Consider the following 15,127-nt stretch of genomic DNA (forward strand, 5'->3'; position numbering starts at 1 on the left):
ATCCCTCAGTAGGAGCGTTGGCCGACGAGTTCGCGGCGTGCCGTCAACCGGCTCCCGGATTCACGGCGTGCGGAGTTGAGCAGGAGCCGGGGGGCGAGCAGCAGGCCCAGCAGGATCCAGCCGCCGAGAACACCGAAGGTCTCCAAGTGCTGCCACGCCTGACCGGTTTCGGCGACGACCGCGCTGTCCGGAAGCATCGCCGAGCGAACGCCCTGTGCGATCCACTTGAGCGGGAAGACCTGGGCGACGATCTGGAGCCACTGCGGCATGCTCGTGACCGGGAAGAAGATTCCCGAGATGAACAGCAGTCCGATCATGGGGATCATGACCCAGGCCAGTGCCTGGCGCGGATTGGGCAGAACGGCGCCGACTGCCGCGCCGATCAGGGCGAGGGCGACCAGACCCAGGGTGATGACCCAGAGGAGCGTGCACCACTGGCCGAGACTCTGCGGGAACCCGGAATCGGTGATGGCCGCGCCGCCGACGAGGAGGACCACGGCGCTGAGGACCGCGATCGTGATGACCATCAGAGTCTTGCCCACGAGGTAGGCGAACATTCCGCCGGGTGTGCCCCTCAGGCGCAGCAGCGTGCCGTCCTCGCGGTCCGTGGCCAACTGCTGCGGCAGCCAGACCATCGCGACCAGGAGGAGCAGCGACGCGACACCGCCGGCGATCACCAACTGGGACGAGGCCACCGAGCTGCCCGGGATGTTCCCTGTTTGCAAGGACGCGGTGAAGAGGAACATGGCCGGGTTGCCCAGATGCCCCAGATACTCACGCGGGGTGCGGACGGTCTGCCGCATTTCGGTTTTTCCCCGGTGCAGCCCAACGACGAGGGCCTGTCGGCTGATCACGCTTCCTCCTGGTGGAGCATGCCCAGATAGGTGTCTTCCAGCGTGGGCCGGCGCACCTCCAGGTCGGGGACGGGTCCGCCGAACCGGGTGTGGAGGTCCCACACCAGACGGGACGGGTCCTTGGTCTGCTGATGGCGCCGCTCTCCGGCCTCCGACCAGCGGACCTCCGCGTCCGCCTGGATCTGGGCCGCCAGTTCGTCGATGGACCCCGAGGCGATGAGACGGCCCGCGACCAGCACCGCGATGCGATCGGCCAGCCGTTCCGCCTCGGCGAGATCGTGGGTGGTGAGCAGGACGGTCATGCCTTCCACCGCGCTGAGCCGTTCGACCAGTGTGTGGAAGTCGCGCCGAGCCTCCGGGTCGAATCCGGTGGTCGGTTCGTCGAGGAAGAGCAGCTCGGGCCGGCCGATGATGCCCAACGCGACATCCAGGCGCCGCCGCTGGCCGCCCGACAGCTTCTGGCACTCCTGGCCGGCCTGCTCGGTCAGCCCGACGGTGTCCAGCAGCTCCTGCGGGTCGCGGGGGTCGGGGTAGTAAAGCGCGAAGTGCTCGACCAGTTCCTGGACCTGCCACCGGGCATGGTCGCGCCAGGACTGCATGACGATGCCCACCCGGGCCCGCCACGCGTCTCCGGCGTCCTCGGGATCGGTCCCCAGCACGCTGACGTCGCCGCTCGAACGGCGACGGAACCCTTCGAGGATCTCGATCGTGGTGCTCTTTCCCGCCCCGTTCGGGCCGAGCAGTGCGAGCACCTCACCGCGCTGTACGTCGAGGTCCACTCCGTGGAGTACGTCGCGTGACCCGTAGCGCATGCGCACGTTGCGGATGCTGATCGCGGGAGGAGCTGTGCCGGAGGACGGCGCCGCTACCAGCGGCGCTGCTGCGGGGGGAATGACCATACTGCTGGACACTAATGTTCGGACGATCTCCGCGCGTGCCCGCAGAGGAGGTTGGCCCAGTTGCCGGCTGCGTTTCCCGCGGCGTGATTCACGGCTCTGACCTGGTCAAACGGTTCTCCGGGCAGCCGTGTGCCCAAATAAACGAGTCTGTCGCTTACTTGTCGAACGGCCGCCCCGACCCGCACGCCATGGGGCGAGGCAGTGCCTGGGTTCGACGCGAGCCGGATGCGCCCGGGGCGTCGCGCGCGCGAACCCGAAATGGCTCCCGCCCACTCGGGTTGCCGCCGCTCAGCCCCTCGACACGGTCCTCGCGATCCACCCCGCGTCGATCGCCAACTCCCGCAGCATCCCGCTGATCGGGTTCGTGTAGCCCGTGAAGTACAGGCCCTCCGCGTCCTCGGCCGCGCACCCGCGTCGCGTCCGCGGCCGCCCCCGGTCGTCCAGTACGCCGAGGTGGCCCACCAGGCCCTCCAGGCCCCGTCGGTAGCCCGTCGCCGCGATCACCGCGTCCGGGGTGATCCGGGTGCCGTCCGCCAGTACCACCTTGCGGTCGTCGAACGACTCGACCGCCGCGACCACTTCGACCCGCCCGCCGCGCACCGCGTCGATCAGGCCCGCGTCCTGCACCGGGATCGCACCCTCGCGCACCCGGGAGTACAGGCCCGTGTCGGGGCGCGGCAGGCCGTGTTCGGTCAGGTCCGGGACCGCGACGCGGCACAGCAGGTCGCCCGCACGGTCCACCAGCCGTACCGGCAGCCGGCGTACGAGGATGCCCGTGCGCTGGGCCGGCCAGCCCACCGTGGAGCGGCGCACGATGTGCGGGACGGTGCGGATCGCGAGGCGGACACGTGCAGCCCCGCCCTCCACCAGGTCGACCGCGATCTCCGCGCCCGTGTTGCCGGCGCCGACGACGAGCACGTCCTTGCCCGCGTAGGGCGCGGCGTTGCGATACTGCGCGGCGTGGACCAGCGGGTCCCCGTACTCGCCGCGGCCCGGCCAGTCGGGCACGTACGGCGTGTGGTTGTGGCCCGTGGCCACGACCACCGCGCGCCCGGTCAGCTCACGGCCTCCACTTGCCCGCAGCAGCCAGTCCGTGCCGGCGCGCTCGATCCGGGAGACCTCGACCCCCGTGACGATCTCCAGTTCGTGGTGCTCCGCGTACTTCTCCAGGTAGCGGATCACGTCGTCGCGTGCGACCCAGCGCCCGAACGAACGCGGCATCGCCAGCCCCGGCAGCCCGGAGAGGGAGCGGGTGGTGTGCAGGTGCAGGCGGTCGTAGTGGCCGCGCCAGGACGCCCCGACGGCGCCGGACTTCTCCAGCACCACTGCCCGTACACCGCGCTCCCGCAGCAGCGCCGCGGCCGCGAGGCCGCCCGGCCCACCGCCGACGACGTAGACGGGCCGGTCGTCCGTGCGGTCGATGCCCTTGATCCTGCCCTTTTGGTCGACCATGAACGGTGAGCGTATTTCCTCCGTTTTCTTGATGGGTCTCAGTCAAGACCGGGTTCGGTTGCGAATCGATCACGCCGTGCGCACCTCTTGCGCACGCCGTCTCCATCCGCTGAACTGACGTACCGTCAGATAGCGAGGATGGGGGTGGCTGCCCGATGCAGACCGTCTGGCTCACCGGCGCCGAATGGGTCGCCGTCCTGCGCATCGGCCTCGGCCTGTGGTGGCTGGAGAGCTGGCGCCACAAGGACCGAAAGGGCTGGTTCGAGCGCGGAACCGGGATCGCCTGGGCGGCCGGGATCGCCGATGCGCACCGCTGGCCCGCCGTGCGCACCGGCTTCGAGAAGGTCGTCGCCCCGCGCCCGAAGCTGATGGCGTACGTCGTCGTCAACGCCGAACTCGCTCTCGGCCTCGGCCTGATCGCCGGCCTGCTGACCCCGATCGCCCTCGTCGGCGGCCTCGTGCTCAATCTGCTCTACCTGGTGCTGATGATCCACGACTGGGCCGAACAGGGGCAGAACGCCATGATGGCCCTGATATCACTCGTCACCCTCTTCGCCATTTCCTGGCAGACGTGGTCCCTCGACAGCGCGATCGGGCTGTTCCTGTGACCGCGACCCCCGACATCGACGACTTCACCCGCCCCTTCTGGGATGCGGCGGCCGACGGCACCCTGCTCGTCCGCCGGTGCAGGGCCTGCGGCCGGGCGCATCACTACCCGCGCGAGTTCTGCCCGTACTGCTGGAGCGAGGACGTCGACTGGGAGCGGGCGAGCGGGCGCGCCACGCTCTACACCTGGTCCGTCGTCCATCGCAACGACCTGCCGCCGTTCGGCGGCCGCGTTCCCTACACCGCCGCGGTCGTGGATCTGGACGAAGGCCCGCGGATGATGACCGAGGTCGTGGAGTGTGCGCAGGGGGACCTCGCCGTCGGGATGGCCTTGACGGTGAGCTTCCGCACCGGGGAGGACGGCGTCGCGGTCCCGGTCTTCCGGCCGGCCTGACGGCGGCGGTGGTCGGCTTCGGAGGTGGTGCAGCCGGAGTCCGGTGGCTCCGGACATCCGGTACGCGACCTCCGTCGAACAGGCCCTAAGGCCACAGCAGCTCCCGCTCCCACCCGCCGTCCGTACGCCGCCGGTAGCGCAGTCGCACATGTCTGCGCCGCTCGTCGCCCTGGAAGAACTCCACCTCCCGCGGCTCCACGACGTAGCGCGTCCAGGTCGGCACCGGCGCGTCCGGTTCCGCCTGCGCCCGCTCCCAGGCGGCGCCCGACGCCTGAGCCAACTCGGCCGCCGACCCGAGGACTTCGCTCTGCCGCCCGGTCAGCGCCGCGGCCAGCGCGCCCGTCGAGCGGGCGTGCAGATCGGCCTGGCTGTCCGTCGCGCCGGCCGCGGTCACCGGACCGCGCACCCTGATCTGGCGCCCCTGGACGGCCCAGTAGAAGCCGAGCGCGGCCTCCGGGCGGGCCGCCAGCTGCCGGCCCTTCGCGCTGGTCGCGTGCGAGGCGAAATGCCAGCCGTGTGCGTCGGCGTCGTGCAGCATGAGGGTCCGCAGGTCGGGGCGGCCGTCCCCGTCCACGGTCGCCAGGGTCATGGTGTGGGGTTCGGTCTGCCCCGCGGCCACGGCATCGGCGAACCACCGGTGGAACAGCGGCAGCGGCTCGTCCGGCGCCGTGTCCGTGTCGAAGCCGGGGAGGGACGGCACGTCCCACACCCGCTGTTGGTGCAGGAGCGCCCGGAACGTCTCCTGTCGGCTGCTCTGGTCCTCGCTCATGTGGCCATTCAACAACCCTGGCCCTACGCCACTACACTTGGAGTGGTTTTCCGTGGTGACGAGGAGCAGGCATGAGGCAGAACCCGGCCAGGCGCGCGGCGCTCGTCGACGCCGCCATCGAGGTGCTCGCCCGTGAGGGCGCGCGCGGTCTGACGTTCCGGGCCGTCGACGCGCAGGCCGAGGTGCCCAAGGGCACCGCGTCCAACTACTTCGCCAACCGCGACGAACTGCTCAACCAGGCCGGATCCCGTATCTACGAACGGATGCGCCCCGACGACGCCACGATGGAGGCCATGGTCACGGGCCCGTCGACCCGTGCCAGAACCGCGCAGCTGGTGCGCGAGGTGGTGGAGCGGGTCACCTCCTTCCGTACGGGCTACCTCGCCCTGCTCGAGCTGCGACTGGAGGCGACCCGCCGCCCCGAACTGCGCGCGGTCCTGACCGCCCGTGTCGCGGAGGACGTCGAGAACAACGTCACCGCCCACCTCGCGGCCGGTCTTCCCGGCGACGAGGCAGCGGTCAAAATGATCTATCTCGCGGCGAACTGGCTGGTGGTCGAGCGCCTGACTCTCCCGGACGTCTTCCCGGACAAGGAGGCGGGCGACCTGATCGAGGATCTGGTCCACCGACTGCTCCCGGACGACGCCGATCAGAACTAGGGGGTCTCGTTCGGATCTTGCCGGGCTCGCGTGCCACTGATCCGGCCTGATCCACGAAAGACCCCAGGGCCTGCCCGGGGCCTGTCCGGCGCTCAGTCCCGCCCCAGCACCACCGTGCCCGACGAGCAGAACCATCCCCCCGTCCCCGACGCCACCGCCAGCCGCGGCGGGCTGCCGTCCGGTCGGTGCACCTGGTGGCCGCCCGCCTCGCCCCGCAGCTGACGCACGGCTTCCACCAGCAGGAACAGTCCGCGCATCCCGGGGTGGCAGGCGGAGAGCCCGCCGCCGTCGGTGTTCACGGGCAGCTCGCCGTTCCGCAGCAGCCGCCCCTTCTCCACGAACGCCCCGCCCTCGCCCTTGGCGCAGAAGCCCAGATCCTCCAGCGTCACCAGTGTCATGTAGGTGAAGGCGTCGTAGATCTCGGCGATGTCGATCTCGTCCGGCCGTACCCCCGCCCGCTCGAAGGCGAGCCGTCCGCTGACCGCCGCCGGGGAGACGGTGAAGTCGTCCCACTCCGACATGGTGGTGTGCGAGACATGCTCCCCCGTGCCGAGGATCCACACCGGTGCCTTCGCCGTGTCCGGTACGTACTCCTCGGCGGCCAGCAGCACCGCGCAGCCGCCGTCGCTGCGGATGCAGCAGTGCAGCTTGGTGAACGGGTCGGCGATCAGCGGCCCGTCGAGGACGTCGTCCACGGTGATCGGGTCACGGAACATCGCGTCCGGATTGGCGGCCGCGTTCGCCCGCGCCTGGACGGCGACCTCGGCCAGCTGCGCCGGCGTGGTGCCGTACTGGTGCATGTGGCGGCGCGCGGCCATGGCGTACTTGGCGACGAGCGTGTGCCCGTACGGCACCTCGAACTGCAGCGGGCCCCGGGCCCCGAAGGAGAGATTGCCGGTGCGGCGCCCCGCCCGGATGTCGGCGCGGGCGGTGGAGCCGTAGACGAGGAGGACGGCGTTCGCGTGCCCGGCGGCGATCGCGTCGGCCGCGTGCGCGGCCATGACCTCCCAGGTGGCGCCGCCGACGGCCGTCGAGTCCACCCAGGTGGGGCGCAGGCCCAGGTACTCGGCGATCTCGACGGGGGCGAGTGTGCCGAGGCCGGCGGAGCCGAAGCCGTCGACGACGGAGCGGTCGAGCCCCGAATCGGCCAGCGCGCGGCGGGCGGCCTGGGCGTGCAGGGTGTAAGGAGTGGGGCCGTCGACGCGACCGCAGTCCGAGAGGGATGCGCCGACGACGGCGACCTTGCGCGGTATGCGCGTGCGTACCTTGCTCGGAGTGGAAGGCATGAATCTGACGGTACATCAGAAAGGTTGGCGGACATGGTGTCGAGCAGTGCGGCGGACGTCGACGGATACCTGGAGGAGGTCGCGGACCCCGACCGGCTGACCGCGCTCGTGCGGATCCGGGAGCTGTGCTGCACGGAGCTGGTCGGGTACGAGGAGAGCATGGCGTACGGCATGCCCGTCTACCGCCGGCCCGGCAGCGACCCGGAGATCGCGTTCGCCAGTCAGAAGCAGTACCTGTCCTTCTACCTGATGCGCTCCGACGTGCGCGACGCCTTCGCAGAGCGGCTGGCCGGGCAGGACATGGGCAAGGGCTGTCTCCGCTTCCGTCGGATGGAGCTGATCGACTTCGATCTCGTACGGGACCTGGTGCGGGCCACCGCCTCCGCGCCGGGCGCGATCTGCTGAACCTCGCACCCTTCCCGCCTCTGTGCATCTGGCGCCGCCCGACCTAGCATGACGCCCCGTCAGATCCGGTCCTCCGGAAAGCCTCGGGAAATCTCTGGAAACGCCTCTGGGAAGGAGCCCGCCGGATGGACACCGTTCTCACCCCCCGGCAGGACGAGATCCGCCGCACACTGCGCGACCTGCTCGCCCAGCGTCCCGGCCTCGACGTCACCCGGGCCGTCGGGCGCCCCGCCGCCGGCCACGACCGCGAGCTGTGGACGCAGCTGACCGACCGGATCGGTCTGCCCCGCCTCGTCCTGCCCGCGTCACGCGACGCCGAGGATGCCTCGCTCGCCGATCTCGCCCTCGTCTTCGAGGAGGCCGGCCGGCTCCTGCTGCCCTCCCCGCTGCTCGCCACGGCAGGACTTGCCGCACCGCTGATCAGCGCACTCGGCACCCCCGCGCAGCGCGAACGGCTCCTGCCGCCCCTCGCCGACGGCTCCCTCACCTGCGCCCTCGCCGTGCCGGGCGGGGCGCTCGCCACCGCGCTCGCCCTGACCGGGGAGAGCCCCGCGCACGGCGAGTGGGCAGGGGGCGGCCGGGCCGGCGGCATCCAGGCCCGGCCCGCCGGCGCAGACCGCTGGCAGCTCTACGGGGAGGCCGGCCAGGTCCTCGACGGACAGAGCGCGGACCTGCTGCTCGTCGCCGCGCACACCGGCGGCTTCCCGCACAGTCGCACCCTGCTGTTCCTGGCCCGCTCGGACGCGGTCGGCCTCTCCCGCAGCCGGCGGACCGTCCTCGATGCGACCAGACCGCAGACGCGCATCCAACTGCGCGACACAGAAGCCGAGTTGCTGGGCGACGATGACGGAAACATGGTCCGGGAGGCACTGGCGGCGGTCGGTGAGCAGGCAGCGGCACTGCTCGCCGCCGAGGCGGCGGGCGCGGCCGCCGGGGCGCTCGACATCGCCGCCGGGCATCTCGGGTCGTCGGTCCGCCGCGCGACGGGCGGGACATCCGGCCCTGCCGTTCCGGAGAGGCGCGCCCTGGCCGATGCCAATGCCCTGGTGCAGTCCGCCCATTGGGCGGCGCACTGCGCGGCGCGGGACCGGACGGCCGGCCCGCTCGCCCTCGCCCAGTGCCTGGAGGTGCTGCGCGCGGTCGCGGGGGAGGCCGTGCGACTGCACGGCGGCATCGGCCTCCCCGGGGAGCACCCGGCCCATGCGTTCGCCGTGCGGGCCGCGGCCGACGAGCTGCTGTTCGGTCCGGTCCGGCAGCTGCGCGACGCGGCGGCCGAACGCCGCGGACTCTTCGCGGCCGGTCCGTCGCAGGCCACGGCCGCGCCGCTCGCGTCCGAGGCGGCGACCGCATGAGCGGCACCGGCCTCCGGCTCATGCAGCGGGCCTCCTCGACACGGGCCTTCGCGAGAACGGCCCCGTACGTGATCCCGCCCCTCGACCGCGCCGTCCACCGGCTCACCGGCGGAAAGGTGCTGCTCAGTGCGCGGATGCTGCCGGGCGCTGTACTCACCACCCGGGGCGCGAGAAGCGGGCTGGTGCGCACCACGCCGCTCGCCTGCCTCCCGGAGGATTCGGGGGACTGGCTGCTGATCGGCTCCAACTTCGGCCGCGATGCGCATCCGGCCTGGACGTCCAACCTGCTGGCCCGTCCGGAGGCCGAGATCAGCCGGCGTGGCAGCACGATCCCGGTCCGAGCGGTGCTGCTCGTGGCGGAGGAGAGGGAGACGGCCTGGCGGACGGCGCTGAGGTTCTGGCCGCCGTACGCGACGTACCAGTCGCGCGTCTCGCGTGAGATCCGCGTCTTCCGCCTCACCCGCCGCTGACGGGGACGGGGACGGGGACGAGGACGGGACCGGGGACGGGCCGACGGGCCCGGAGCGGCCCGGACGTGGATTCGCGCATCGAGGGTGCCGGTTCGTGTTCCGCCCCCGCGAACGCGACGACGGCGGTCACCTCGAGGGGGACCGCCGTCGGCGTGACAGGACGTGGGGGTGGTGCGTGGCGCTACCTCGTCGGCTTCTTGCCGGTGATGCCCAGATGCACCAACAGCGCGAGATTCGGCTTCAGTTCGGCCTGCTTCACGCCCCAGGTGGTGAAGCCCTTCTGGTGCGAGGCGACCGCGGCCAGCATCGCCACCAGGGAGCCCGCCATCGCGGCCGGACTCACGTCCTTGTCGACCTTGCCCTTGGACTGGAGCTCCTGCACCGATTCCGTAAGGGAGTTGGTGACGGAGTTCAGGATCTTCATGCGGATCTTGTAGAAGCGTTTGTCGCCCTCGGCGGCGCCGAGGTCGATCACGCGGAGGATGGCGTCGTTGCGGCGCCAGAAGTCGAGGAATCCTTCGACCAGTTCCTCCGACGTCTGCCAGCCGGCCTTGCCGACCCAGGAGCGGCCGGAGACCAGATCGGTCAACGATGCGCCCTCCTTGGCCATTTCCTCCGCGATCTCGAGGACGGCTCCCTCGACGTCCGGGAAGTACTGGTAGAACGTCGCGGGCGAAGTGCCCGCTTTCCGAGCCACGTCGATGACCTTGACGTCCCGGTACGGCGAGGAGCTGAGCATCTCGCTGAGGCAGTCGAGCAGCTTCTGCCGCGTCGCCTGGCCGCGTCGTCCGGCCACCCGGCCGTCGACAGTGCGCACTTGTCCTGTCATGCCGTCAGCTTACCGAGGGGTGATCGGCGCGCGATTCGGCCGACTGCAAATGGGGTGGGGGTGCGCGAGACCAATAGTGTTATCAACAGCCTGTGGACAACTTTCGTGGACAACTCTGCGCGACAGCCCTTCGCCGACCGTCACCACGGGATGGAAACCACCCGCAATGGGTCATTTGTTCGAATATGGGCCGCGCGCCTCGCGTGATGCGCCGTTAGCTTGAGTGTGACGGGCACCACACGGAAGGAATCACGTCCATGGCCGCATTCGCAGAGGGCACGCCCTGCTGGGTGGACGCATCACTTCCCGACGTCGAAGCAGGCAAGCGCTTCTACGGTGCGTTGTTCGGCTGGACCTTCGTCGACGGCGGCGGCGACAGGCTCCCGGGCGGCAGCACCCGCGGCCGTTACGCGGACGCCTACCGGGGCGACAAGCTCGTCGCCGCCCTCACCCCCAAACGGGACGGCCGCATGCCCACCGTGTGGGGCGTCTACCTCGCCACCCCGGACGCGGCCGCGCTCGCCCGCAGGATCACCGACGGCGGCGGTCAGATGATCATGGCTCCGCTGCCCGCAGGGCCGGCGGGGACCATGGCGGTCGCGGCGGACCCCGGCGGAGCGGTCTTCGCCCTGTGGCAGGCCGGTGAGCGCGCGGGCTTCGAGAAGCAGGGCGAGCCCGGCTCGTTCTGCTGGACCGAGGTCTACACGCGGGACAAGGAACGCGTCGACACGTTCTACGAGAGCGTCTTCGGTTTTCAGGGCACCGACCTGACCGGCATCACCTCCGCGGATTTCCGCATGTGGTCGCCCGCCGGGACGGAGCCGGGCGAGAGTACGGCCGTCGGCGGGCGCAGTGTGATCACCGACTCCCTCCCCGCCGAGATGCCCGGTCATTTCCTCGTGTACTTCTGCGTCGAGGACTGTGACGCAGCGGCGCAGACGGTCGTCCGGCTCGGCGGGAGGGTGCGGACGCAGCCGTTCGACATCCCGTACGGGCGTATCGCCGTTCTCACCGACGATCAGGGCGCCACCTTCGCGGTCCTGGCGGAGCCGTCGGAGGCTGCCGCGGCGGGTGAACCCGGTGGCACCGCCTTCGGTGACGCCGATTCCGGTGGCGCCGGGCGTGAGGGCGACGAACCCGAGGGTGCCGAAGGGGGCGCCGAAGGTGACGGCGAAGGCGAGGTTGAGGGCGCGGGTGAGGGTGAAGGTGAGGGCGAAGGCGAAGGCGAAGGGGAAGACACCGGTCCAGGGGGCGCCGAGGAGGGTGGCGGGCGGCCGTCCAACCCGGCCTGAAACAACCGTAGTTGATGCGAACAATGGTCTAGACCTGGCGTGATGTCTGATCCATAGTGGTGTCCCCACCCCCCAGGGAAAGGACCCCCCGTGCTCCGCACGAAGACAGCCCTCGCGCTCGCCGCCACGGCGGCCGTCGCCACCGGGCTGCTCGCCGCCACCCCCGCATCCGCCGCGCGCCTCCCCTGCAACCTCGCCGGCAGCGGGAACGCCGCCTCCGCCAACTGCTACAGCGGCTCCTCCTACACGTGGCGGCTCGTCGTCGACTGCGACGACGTGAGCAACCCCAAGTGGCCCGTTCGCGTCAAGACCGAATACGGGGCGTGGCACACCGGGGACGGCAGCGACACGGTCTCCTGCGGCGGGCCGCTGCGCGCCACCGGGCGCCTCGAGGCGCGCTGACCTGCCCGCCACCTCCCCGGTGGACCCCGCGCCCGTGGCCGCACCTGTGCCCGAAACGCGGTGAGACACCCCGATCCGCCCCCGGGTTCGCAACCGCCGCCCCGGACAGGAAGAATCAGGGTGCTCACCGCAGAAGGGCTCGATGGTGAGACCCTGCACGGGGCTGTAAGTGACGGGCTCCCTTTCGACGGAGCCCGTACGGGGAGGTGGCACGCAAGTATGGAGCAGCTGACGCAGCACGACCCGAGACGGATCGGTCCGTTCGAGGTGCTGGGCCGGCTCGGTGCCGGCGGCATGGGACTGGTCTATCTCGCCAGGTCGGCGTCCGGCCGCCGGGTCGCGATCAAGACCGTGCGTACCGAGCTCGCCGAGGACCAGCTGTTCCGCGTCCGGTTCACGCGTGAGGTGGAGGCGGCCCGCGCGGTCAGCGGCTTCTACACCGCCGCCGTGGTCGACGCCGACCCGCGCGCGGCCGTGCCCTGGCTGGCCACGGCCTACGTGCCCGCGCCCTCCCTCGAGGAGATCGTCAACGAGTGCGGGCCGCTGCCCGCGCAGGCCGTGCGCTGGCTGGCCGCGGGCATCGCCGAGGCCCTCCAGTCCATCCACGGCGCCGGGCTGGTCCACCGCGACCTCAAGCCCTCGAACGTCCTCGTCGTCGAGGACGGCCCCCGGGTCATCGACTTCGGCATCGCGTCGGGTGTCTCCAACACCCGGCTCACCATGACCAACGTCGCGGTCGGCACCCCGGCCTACATGTCGCCCGAGCAGGCCCGCGACTCGCGCAGCGTCACCGGTGCGAGCGATGTGTTCTCGCTCGGCTCCACCCTCGTCTTCGCGGCCACCGGCCATGCGCCCTTCCACGGCGCCAACCCGGTCGAGACCGTCTTCATGCTGCTGCGCGAAGGCCCGGACCTGGAGGGCCTGCCCGACGAGCTGCGGCCGCTCATCGACTCCTGCATGCAGATGGAGGCGGGGCTGCGCCCCACCCCCGAGGACCTGCAGGCCCAGCTCGCGCCGCACCTGTTCTCCTCCGGCGACGACGACAGCGGCACCGCCTCCGCGTGGCTGCCCGGCCTCGCCACCGCCATGATCGAAACCCGCCGCGGTGGCGGTCGCGCGGCGCCGGCCCACCGGCCCGCTCCGCAGACGCCCCCCAGGCCCCCCGTGCCTCCGGCCCCCGACCGGGAACCGTCCTGGCACGGCGCCGGCGACCCCCGCGGCGGCGGCCAGGTCGCCGCGCACTCCGGCGGCGGGCCCGTACGGCTGGCCGGTGCCGCCGTGCCCATCGGTCCCGGCCCCCGTGCCGCCGACGCGGGGCGCGCGCCGCTCTCCGACGCCGGCCCCGCCACCGGCTGGATCCGCCCGCCCGGCGGGCTCGCCGAGCCCGTCATCGCGTCCGCGCCGCCCCCCGTGCCCGCACCCGTGCCTGCGCAGGAGACGGGGCCCGCGCACTGGCGCCCATGGCGTTTCCGCATGTCGAACGACGTCTGGGGCACACCCGTCGTCTCCGACGACCTGCTGTACGTCACGTCTTTCGAGGTCCACGCGCTGGACGTGGGCAGCGGCCGCCGCCAGTTCAAGACCCGTGACGTCGCCTGGTCCATGGCCGTTGCCGGGGGCCGTATCCACGCCTCCGACGGGCCCACGCTGTTCGCGCTCGACGCGAAGGACGGCACCGAGCGCTGGCGGCTGCAGACCGACGCCTGGATCTACTCCCTCCAGGCCGACCGCGGCACCCTCCTCACCGGCACCCGCGGGGGCGGCGTCCAGGCATGGGAGGCGTCCAACGGCGAGAAGCTGTGGGAGATCACCGGCGCGCAGTCCGACTTCGAGACCGCCGAGGCCGGGCCCGCGATCTTCGGCGACACCGTCTACGTGTGGAAGGACGCCCGGCTGCGGGCCCTGGAGGCCCGCACGGGTGACGAACGCTGGTCGTACCCCGTGGGCGACGCCGCGTCCTGCGGAAACGTGCCCGTACGCGTACAGCCCGCGCCCGACGGGTACGTCTACGTCTCCGCCGGCACCCGCGTCCTCGCCGTCGACATCGCCTCCGGGCTGGTGCGCTGGCACTTCGAGGCGCCCGCGGTCTTCCTGTCCCCGCCCACGTTCGCCCCCGGGCCCGCCGTGACCGGCGGCGGCGTGTACCTCGCCGACTACCTCGGCACGGTGTACGCGCTCGACGCCACCACCGGCAAGGACCGCTGGCGCATCGCCACCGAGTCCCGCCAGTCCATCGAGCCGGTCCTCGTCGCCGCGGGCAACGTCCACGTCGGCAGCGGCAGCGCTCTCTACACGCTCGACGCCGTCACGGGCACCCCGATGTGGCGTTTCGCGGCGGGCGGCGAGGTCGTCGGCACCCCCGTCGTCGCCGACGGCAGGGTCCACTTCGGGTCCGCGGACCATGTGCTCTACACGCTCGACGCGAGCGGCGGCCAGCTGCGCTGGAAGCTCGCGACGGGCGGCGAGATCACCGGCTCGCCGGTGGCGCAGAACGGTGTGGTGTACGCGTGCAGCAAGGACCGCTGCGTCTACGCCCTGGACGCGGTCAAGGGCACGGCCACGGGCCGCCGCCCCTGAGCCGTCCGCGGGACTCCGCCCCGGTCCCTCCCGCGAAGCGCGGTGCAGGGCCGGGCCGGGGCGCAGCCGGCCCCGTGCCGACGCCACTGGCGGCGCACCCGCCCCCGGCGTAGCGTCGGGGGCGAGAGCGGCTCACCGAAGGAGGCGCCTGCGATGGTCCGCAACCTCATCGGCTCGATCCTCGCTCTCGCCGGAGCGACGGCCGCCGTATGGAGCCCCTTCCGTGACTGGTACGACGGCCGTCACGGACAGGACTACCGCGTGCAGGACCTGTTCAACGGCATCACATCGGCCGGCGCCGCCCTCGCCACTTCCCTCCTGCTGCCGTTCGCGTTCGCCGCGCTCATCACCCTCCTCGGGGTCGTGCTGCGCTCCCGGCTGCTCGTCGCCCTCTCCGGGCTGATCGTGCTCGGCTTCACCGTCCTGTGGATGGTGCGCCAGGCGCAGGTCGCGGGCAGCCTCACCGTCGGCGGCGACGTCAACGGTCTCGGCACCGGGGTCGCGCTCGCCGCCGGAGGCGGGTTCCTGCTGCTGCTCGCGGCCGTCGTCATGAGCGGCCGCCCCCGGCGCGAGGACCGGTACGAGGAGGAAGCCCCGGCACCGCCCGCCGCCGACGACTGGGGCCCGTACGGACCCGATCCCAACGGTCCCGTCCCGTACAGCGACAGTCCGTACCGCCTGAGCCCTTACGACGACACGTACGGCACCGGCCCGCACGGCAACGCCCCACCCGGCGACGGACGTTACGACGACGGATACGGCCCCGACGGGCCGCCCACCCTTCCCGCGCCCGGGAAGCGGGACGAGCGGTGAGCCAACCGCTGCTAGGGTGACGTGCGCCCGTCAACCGGGCCCATCCATCCACACTTTCAACGGGGGTT

Annotated in this window: 15 protein-coding genes and 1 pseudogene; 10 read left to right on the forward strand and 6 right to left on the reverse strand. The window is 71.9% G+C overall.

Annotated features, from left to right (window positions below; genetic code table 11):
* Nucleotides 1-5: 5 nt before the first annotated feature.
* From AC067Z_RS03560 to AC067Z_RS03570, 3 genes are all read right to left on the reverse strand, one after another.
* Entirely contained in the window at nt 6-803 is a 798-nt protein-coding gene (locus AC067Z_RS03560) for an ABC transporter permease (RefSeq protein WP_478787761.1), read from the reverse strand.
* 47 nt (nt 804-850) lie between these two features.
* On the reverse strand, nt 851-1,666 hold the full coding sequence (locus tag AC067Z_RS03565; RefSeq protein ID WP_478788050.1) for an ABC transporter ATP-binding protein: 816 nt from the start codon (nt 1,664-1,666) through the stop codon (nt 851-853).
* A gap of 375 nt (nt 1,667-2,041) precedes the next feature.
* The gene (locus AC067Z_RS03570; protein ID WP_478787762.1) at nt 2,042-3,205 is read right to left on the reverse strand and encodes a flavin-containing monooxygenase; all 1,164 of its coding nucleotides are present in this window, start codon (nt 3,203-3,205) and stop codon (nt 2,042-2,044) included.
* Nucleotides 3,206-3,360: 155 nt separating this feature from the next.
* Between AC067Z_RS03570 and AC067Z_RS03575 the strand changes: the two genes are divergently transcribed.
* Nucleotides 3,361-3,813: a DoxX family protein gene (locus tag AC067Z_RS03575; protein WP_478787763.1), complete on the forward strand. Its 453-nt coding sequence runs from the start codon at nt 3,361-3,363 to the stop codon at nt 3,811-3,813.
* Nucleotides 3,777-4,205, forward strand: coding sequence for a Zn-ribbon domain-containing OB-fold protein (locus AC067Z_RS03580; protein WP_478787764.1), 429 nt, complete (start codon nt 3,777-3,779; stop codon nt 4,203-4,205). Before AC067Z_RS03575 ends, AC067Z_RS03580 begins: the two co-directional genes overlap by 37 nt.
* 85 nt (nt 4,206-4,290) lie before the next feature.
* On the opposite strand, the gene AC067Z_RS03585 is transcribed toward AC067Z_RS03580, so the two are convergent.
* Nucleotides 4,291-4,974, reverse strand: a complete 684-nt coding sequence (locus AC067Z_RS03585; RefSeq protein WP_478787765.1) for a pyridoxine/pyridoxamine 5'-phosphate oxidase — start codon at nt 4,972-4,974, stop codon at nt 4,291-4,293.
* Between the two features lie 71 nt (nt 4,975-5,045).
* Here AC067Z_RS03585 and AC067Z_RS03590 point away from each other — a divergent pair, with 71 nt between their 5' ends.
* On the forward strand, nt 5,046-5,633 hold the full coding sequence (locus AC067Z_RS03590; protein WP_478787766.1) for a TetR/AcrR family transcriptional regulator: 588 nt from the start codon (nt 5,046-5,048) through the stop codon (nt 5,631-5,633).
* A gap of 92 nt (nt 5,634-5,725) precedes the next feature.
* Here AC067Z_RS03590 and AC067Z_RS03595 read toward each other — a convergent pair whose 3' ends face one another.
* Entirely contained in the window at nt 5,726-6,919 is a 1,194-nt protein-coding gene (locus tag AC067Z_RS03595; protein ID WP_478787767.1) for a thiolase C-terminal domain-containing protein, read from the reverse strand.
* A gap of 33 nt (nt 6,920-6,952) precedes the next feature.
* On the opposite strand from AC067Z_RS03595, the gene AC067Z_RS03600 reads away from it, so the two are divergent.
* The 3 genes from AC067Z_RS03600 to AC067Z_RS03610 all read left to right on the forward strand — a co-directional run bounded on the left by AC067Z_RS03600 (nt 6,953) and on the right by AC067Z_RS03610 (nt 9,146).
* Entirely contained in the window at nt 6,953-7,324 is a 372-nt protein-coding gene (locus AC067Z_RS03600; protein ID WP_478787768.1) for an iron chaperone, read from the forward strand.
* A 125-nt stretch (nt 7,325-7,449) separates the two neighbouring features.
* Nucleotides 7,450-8,676 carry an acyl-CoA dehydrogenase family protein gene (locus tag AC067Z_RS03605; RefSeq protein ID WP_478787769.1) on the forward strand — a complete coding sequence of 409 codons (1,227 nt, stop codon included), beginning with the start codon at nt 7,450-7,452 and terminating at the stop codon, nt 8,674-8,676.
* On the forward strand, nt 8,673-9,146 hold the full coding sequence (locus AC067Z_RS03610) for a nitroreductase family deazaflavin-dependent oxidoreductase (RefSeq protein WP_478787770.1): 474 nt from the start codon (nt 8,673-8,675) through the stop codon (nt 9,144-9,146). Before AC067Z_RS03605 ends, AC067Z_RS03610 begins: the two co-directional genes overlap by 4 nt.
* A gap of 181 nt (nt 9,147-9,327) precedes the next feature.
* Here AC067Z_RS03610 and AC067Z_RS03615 read toward each other — a convergent pair whose 3' ends face one another.
* Nucleotides 9,328-9,975: a TetR family transcriptional regulator gene (locus AC067Z_RS03615; protein WP_478787771.1), complete on the reverse strand. Its 648-nt coding sequence runs from the start codon at nt 9,973-9,975 to the stop codon at nt 9,328-9,330.
* Nucleotides 9,976-10,232: 257 nt separating this feature from the next.
* On the opposite strand from AC067Z_RS03615, the pseudogene kbpA reads away from it, so the two are divergent.
* From kbpA to AC067Z_RS03635, 4 genes and pseudogenes are all read left to right on the forward strand, one after another.
* Nucleotides 10,233-11,033 (forward strand): annotated as a pseudogene (gene kbpA / locus AC067Z_RS03620) (AfsK-binding protein KbpA); the annotation flags it as partial.
* 324 nt (nt 11,034-11,357) lie between these two features.
* Entirely contained in the window at nt 11,358-11,669 is a 312-nt protein-coding gene (locus AC067Z_RS03625) for a hypothetical protein (protein WP_478787772.1), read from the forward strand.
* Between the two features lie 219 nt (nt 11,670-11,888).
* Nucleotides 11,889-14,246 carry a protein serine/threonine kinase AfsK gene (gene afsK, locus AC067Z_RS03630; protein WP_478787773.1) on the forward strand — a complete coding sequence of 786 codons (2,358 nt, stop codon included), beginning with the start codon at nt 11,889-11,891 and terminating at the stop codon, nt 14,244-14,246.
* A 153-nt stretch (nt 14,247-14,399) separates the two neighbouring features.
* Nucleotides 14,400-15,059: a hypothetical protein gene (locus AC067Z_RS03635; protein ID WP_478787774.1), complete on the forward strand. Its 660-nt coding sequence runs from the start codon at nt 14,400-14,402 to the stop codon at nt 15,057-15,059.
* Nucleotides 15,060-15,127 lie beyond the last annotated feature (68 nt).

This window comes from Streptomyces sp. NPDC043812 (assembly GCF_056436245.1).

Coding starts and splice junctions, on each gene's coding strand:
- AC067Z_RS03565 (WP_478788050.1), bottom strand. CDS start 1,666: ATGCGCTACGGGTCACGCGACGTACTCCACGGAGTGGACCTCGACGTA.
- AC067Z_RS03610 (WP_478787770.1), top strand. CDS start 8,673: ATGAGCGGCACCGGCCTCCGGCTCATGCAGCGGGCCTCCTCGACACGG.
- AC067Z_RS03595 (WP_478787767.1), bottom strand. CDS start 6,919: ATGCCTTCCACTCCGAGCAAGGTACGCACGCGCATACCGCGCAAGGTC.
- AC067Z_RS03600 (WP_478787768.1), top strand. CDS start 6,953: ATGGTGTCGAGCAGTGCGGCGGACGTCGACGGATACCTGGAGGAGGTC.
- AC067Z_RS03570 (WP_478787762.1), bottom strand. CDS start 3,205: ATGGTCGACCAAAAGGGCAGGATCAAGGGCATCGACCGCACGGACGAC.
- AC067Z_RS03575 (WP_478787763.1), top strand. CDS start 3,361: ATGCAGACCGTCTGGCTCACCGGCGCCGAATGGGTCGCCGTCCTGCGC.
- afsK (WP_478787773.1), top strand. CDS start 11,889: ATGGAGCAGCTGACGCAGCACGACCCGAGACGGATCGGTCCGTTCGAG.
- AC067Z_RS03560 (WP_478787761.1), bottom strand. CDS start 803: ATGCGGCAGACCGTCCGCACCCCGCGTGAGTATCTGGGGCATCTGGGC.
- AC067Z_RS03615 (WP_478787771.1), bottom strand. CDS start 9,975: ATGACAGGACAAGTGCGCACTGTCGACGGCCGGGTGGCCGGACGACGC.
- AC067Z_RS03585 (WP_478787765.1), bottom strand. CDS start 4,974: ATGAGCGAGGACCAGAGCAGCCGACAGGAGACGTTCCGGGCGCTCCTG.
- AC067Z_RS03605 (WP_478787769.1), top strand. CDS start 7,450: ATGGACACCGTTCTCACCCCCCGGCAGGACGAGATCCGCCGCACACTG.
- AC067Z_RS03590 (WP_478787766.1), top strand. CDS start 5,046: ATGAGGCAGAACCCGGCCAGGCGCGCGGCGCTCGTCGACGCCGCCATC.
- AC067Z_RS03635 (WP_478787774.1), top strand. CDS start 14,400: ATGGTCCGCAACCTCATCGGCTCGATCCTCGCTCTCGCCGGAGCGACG.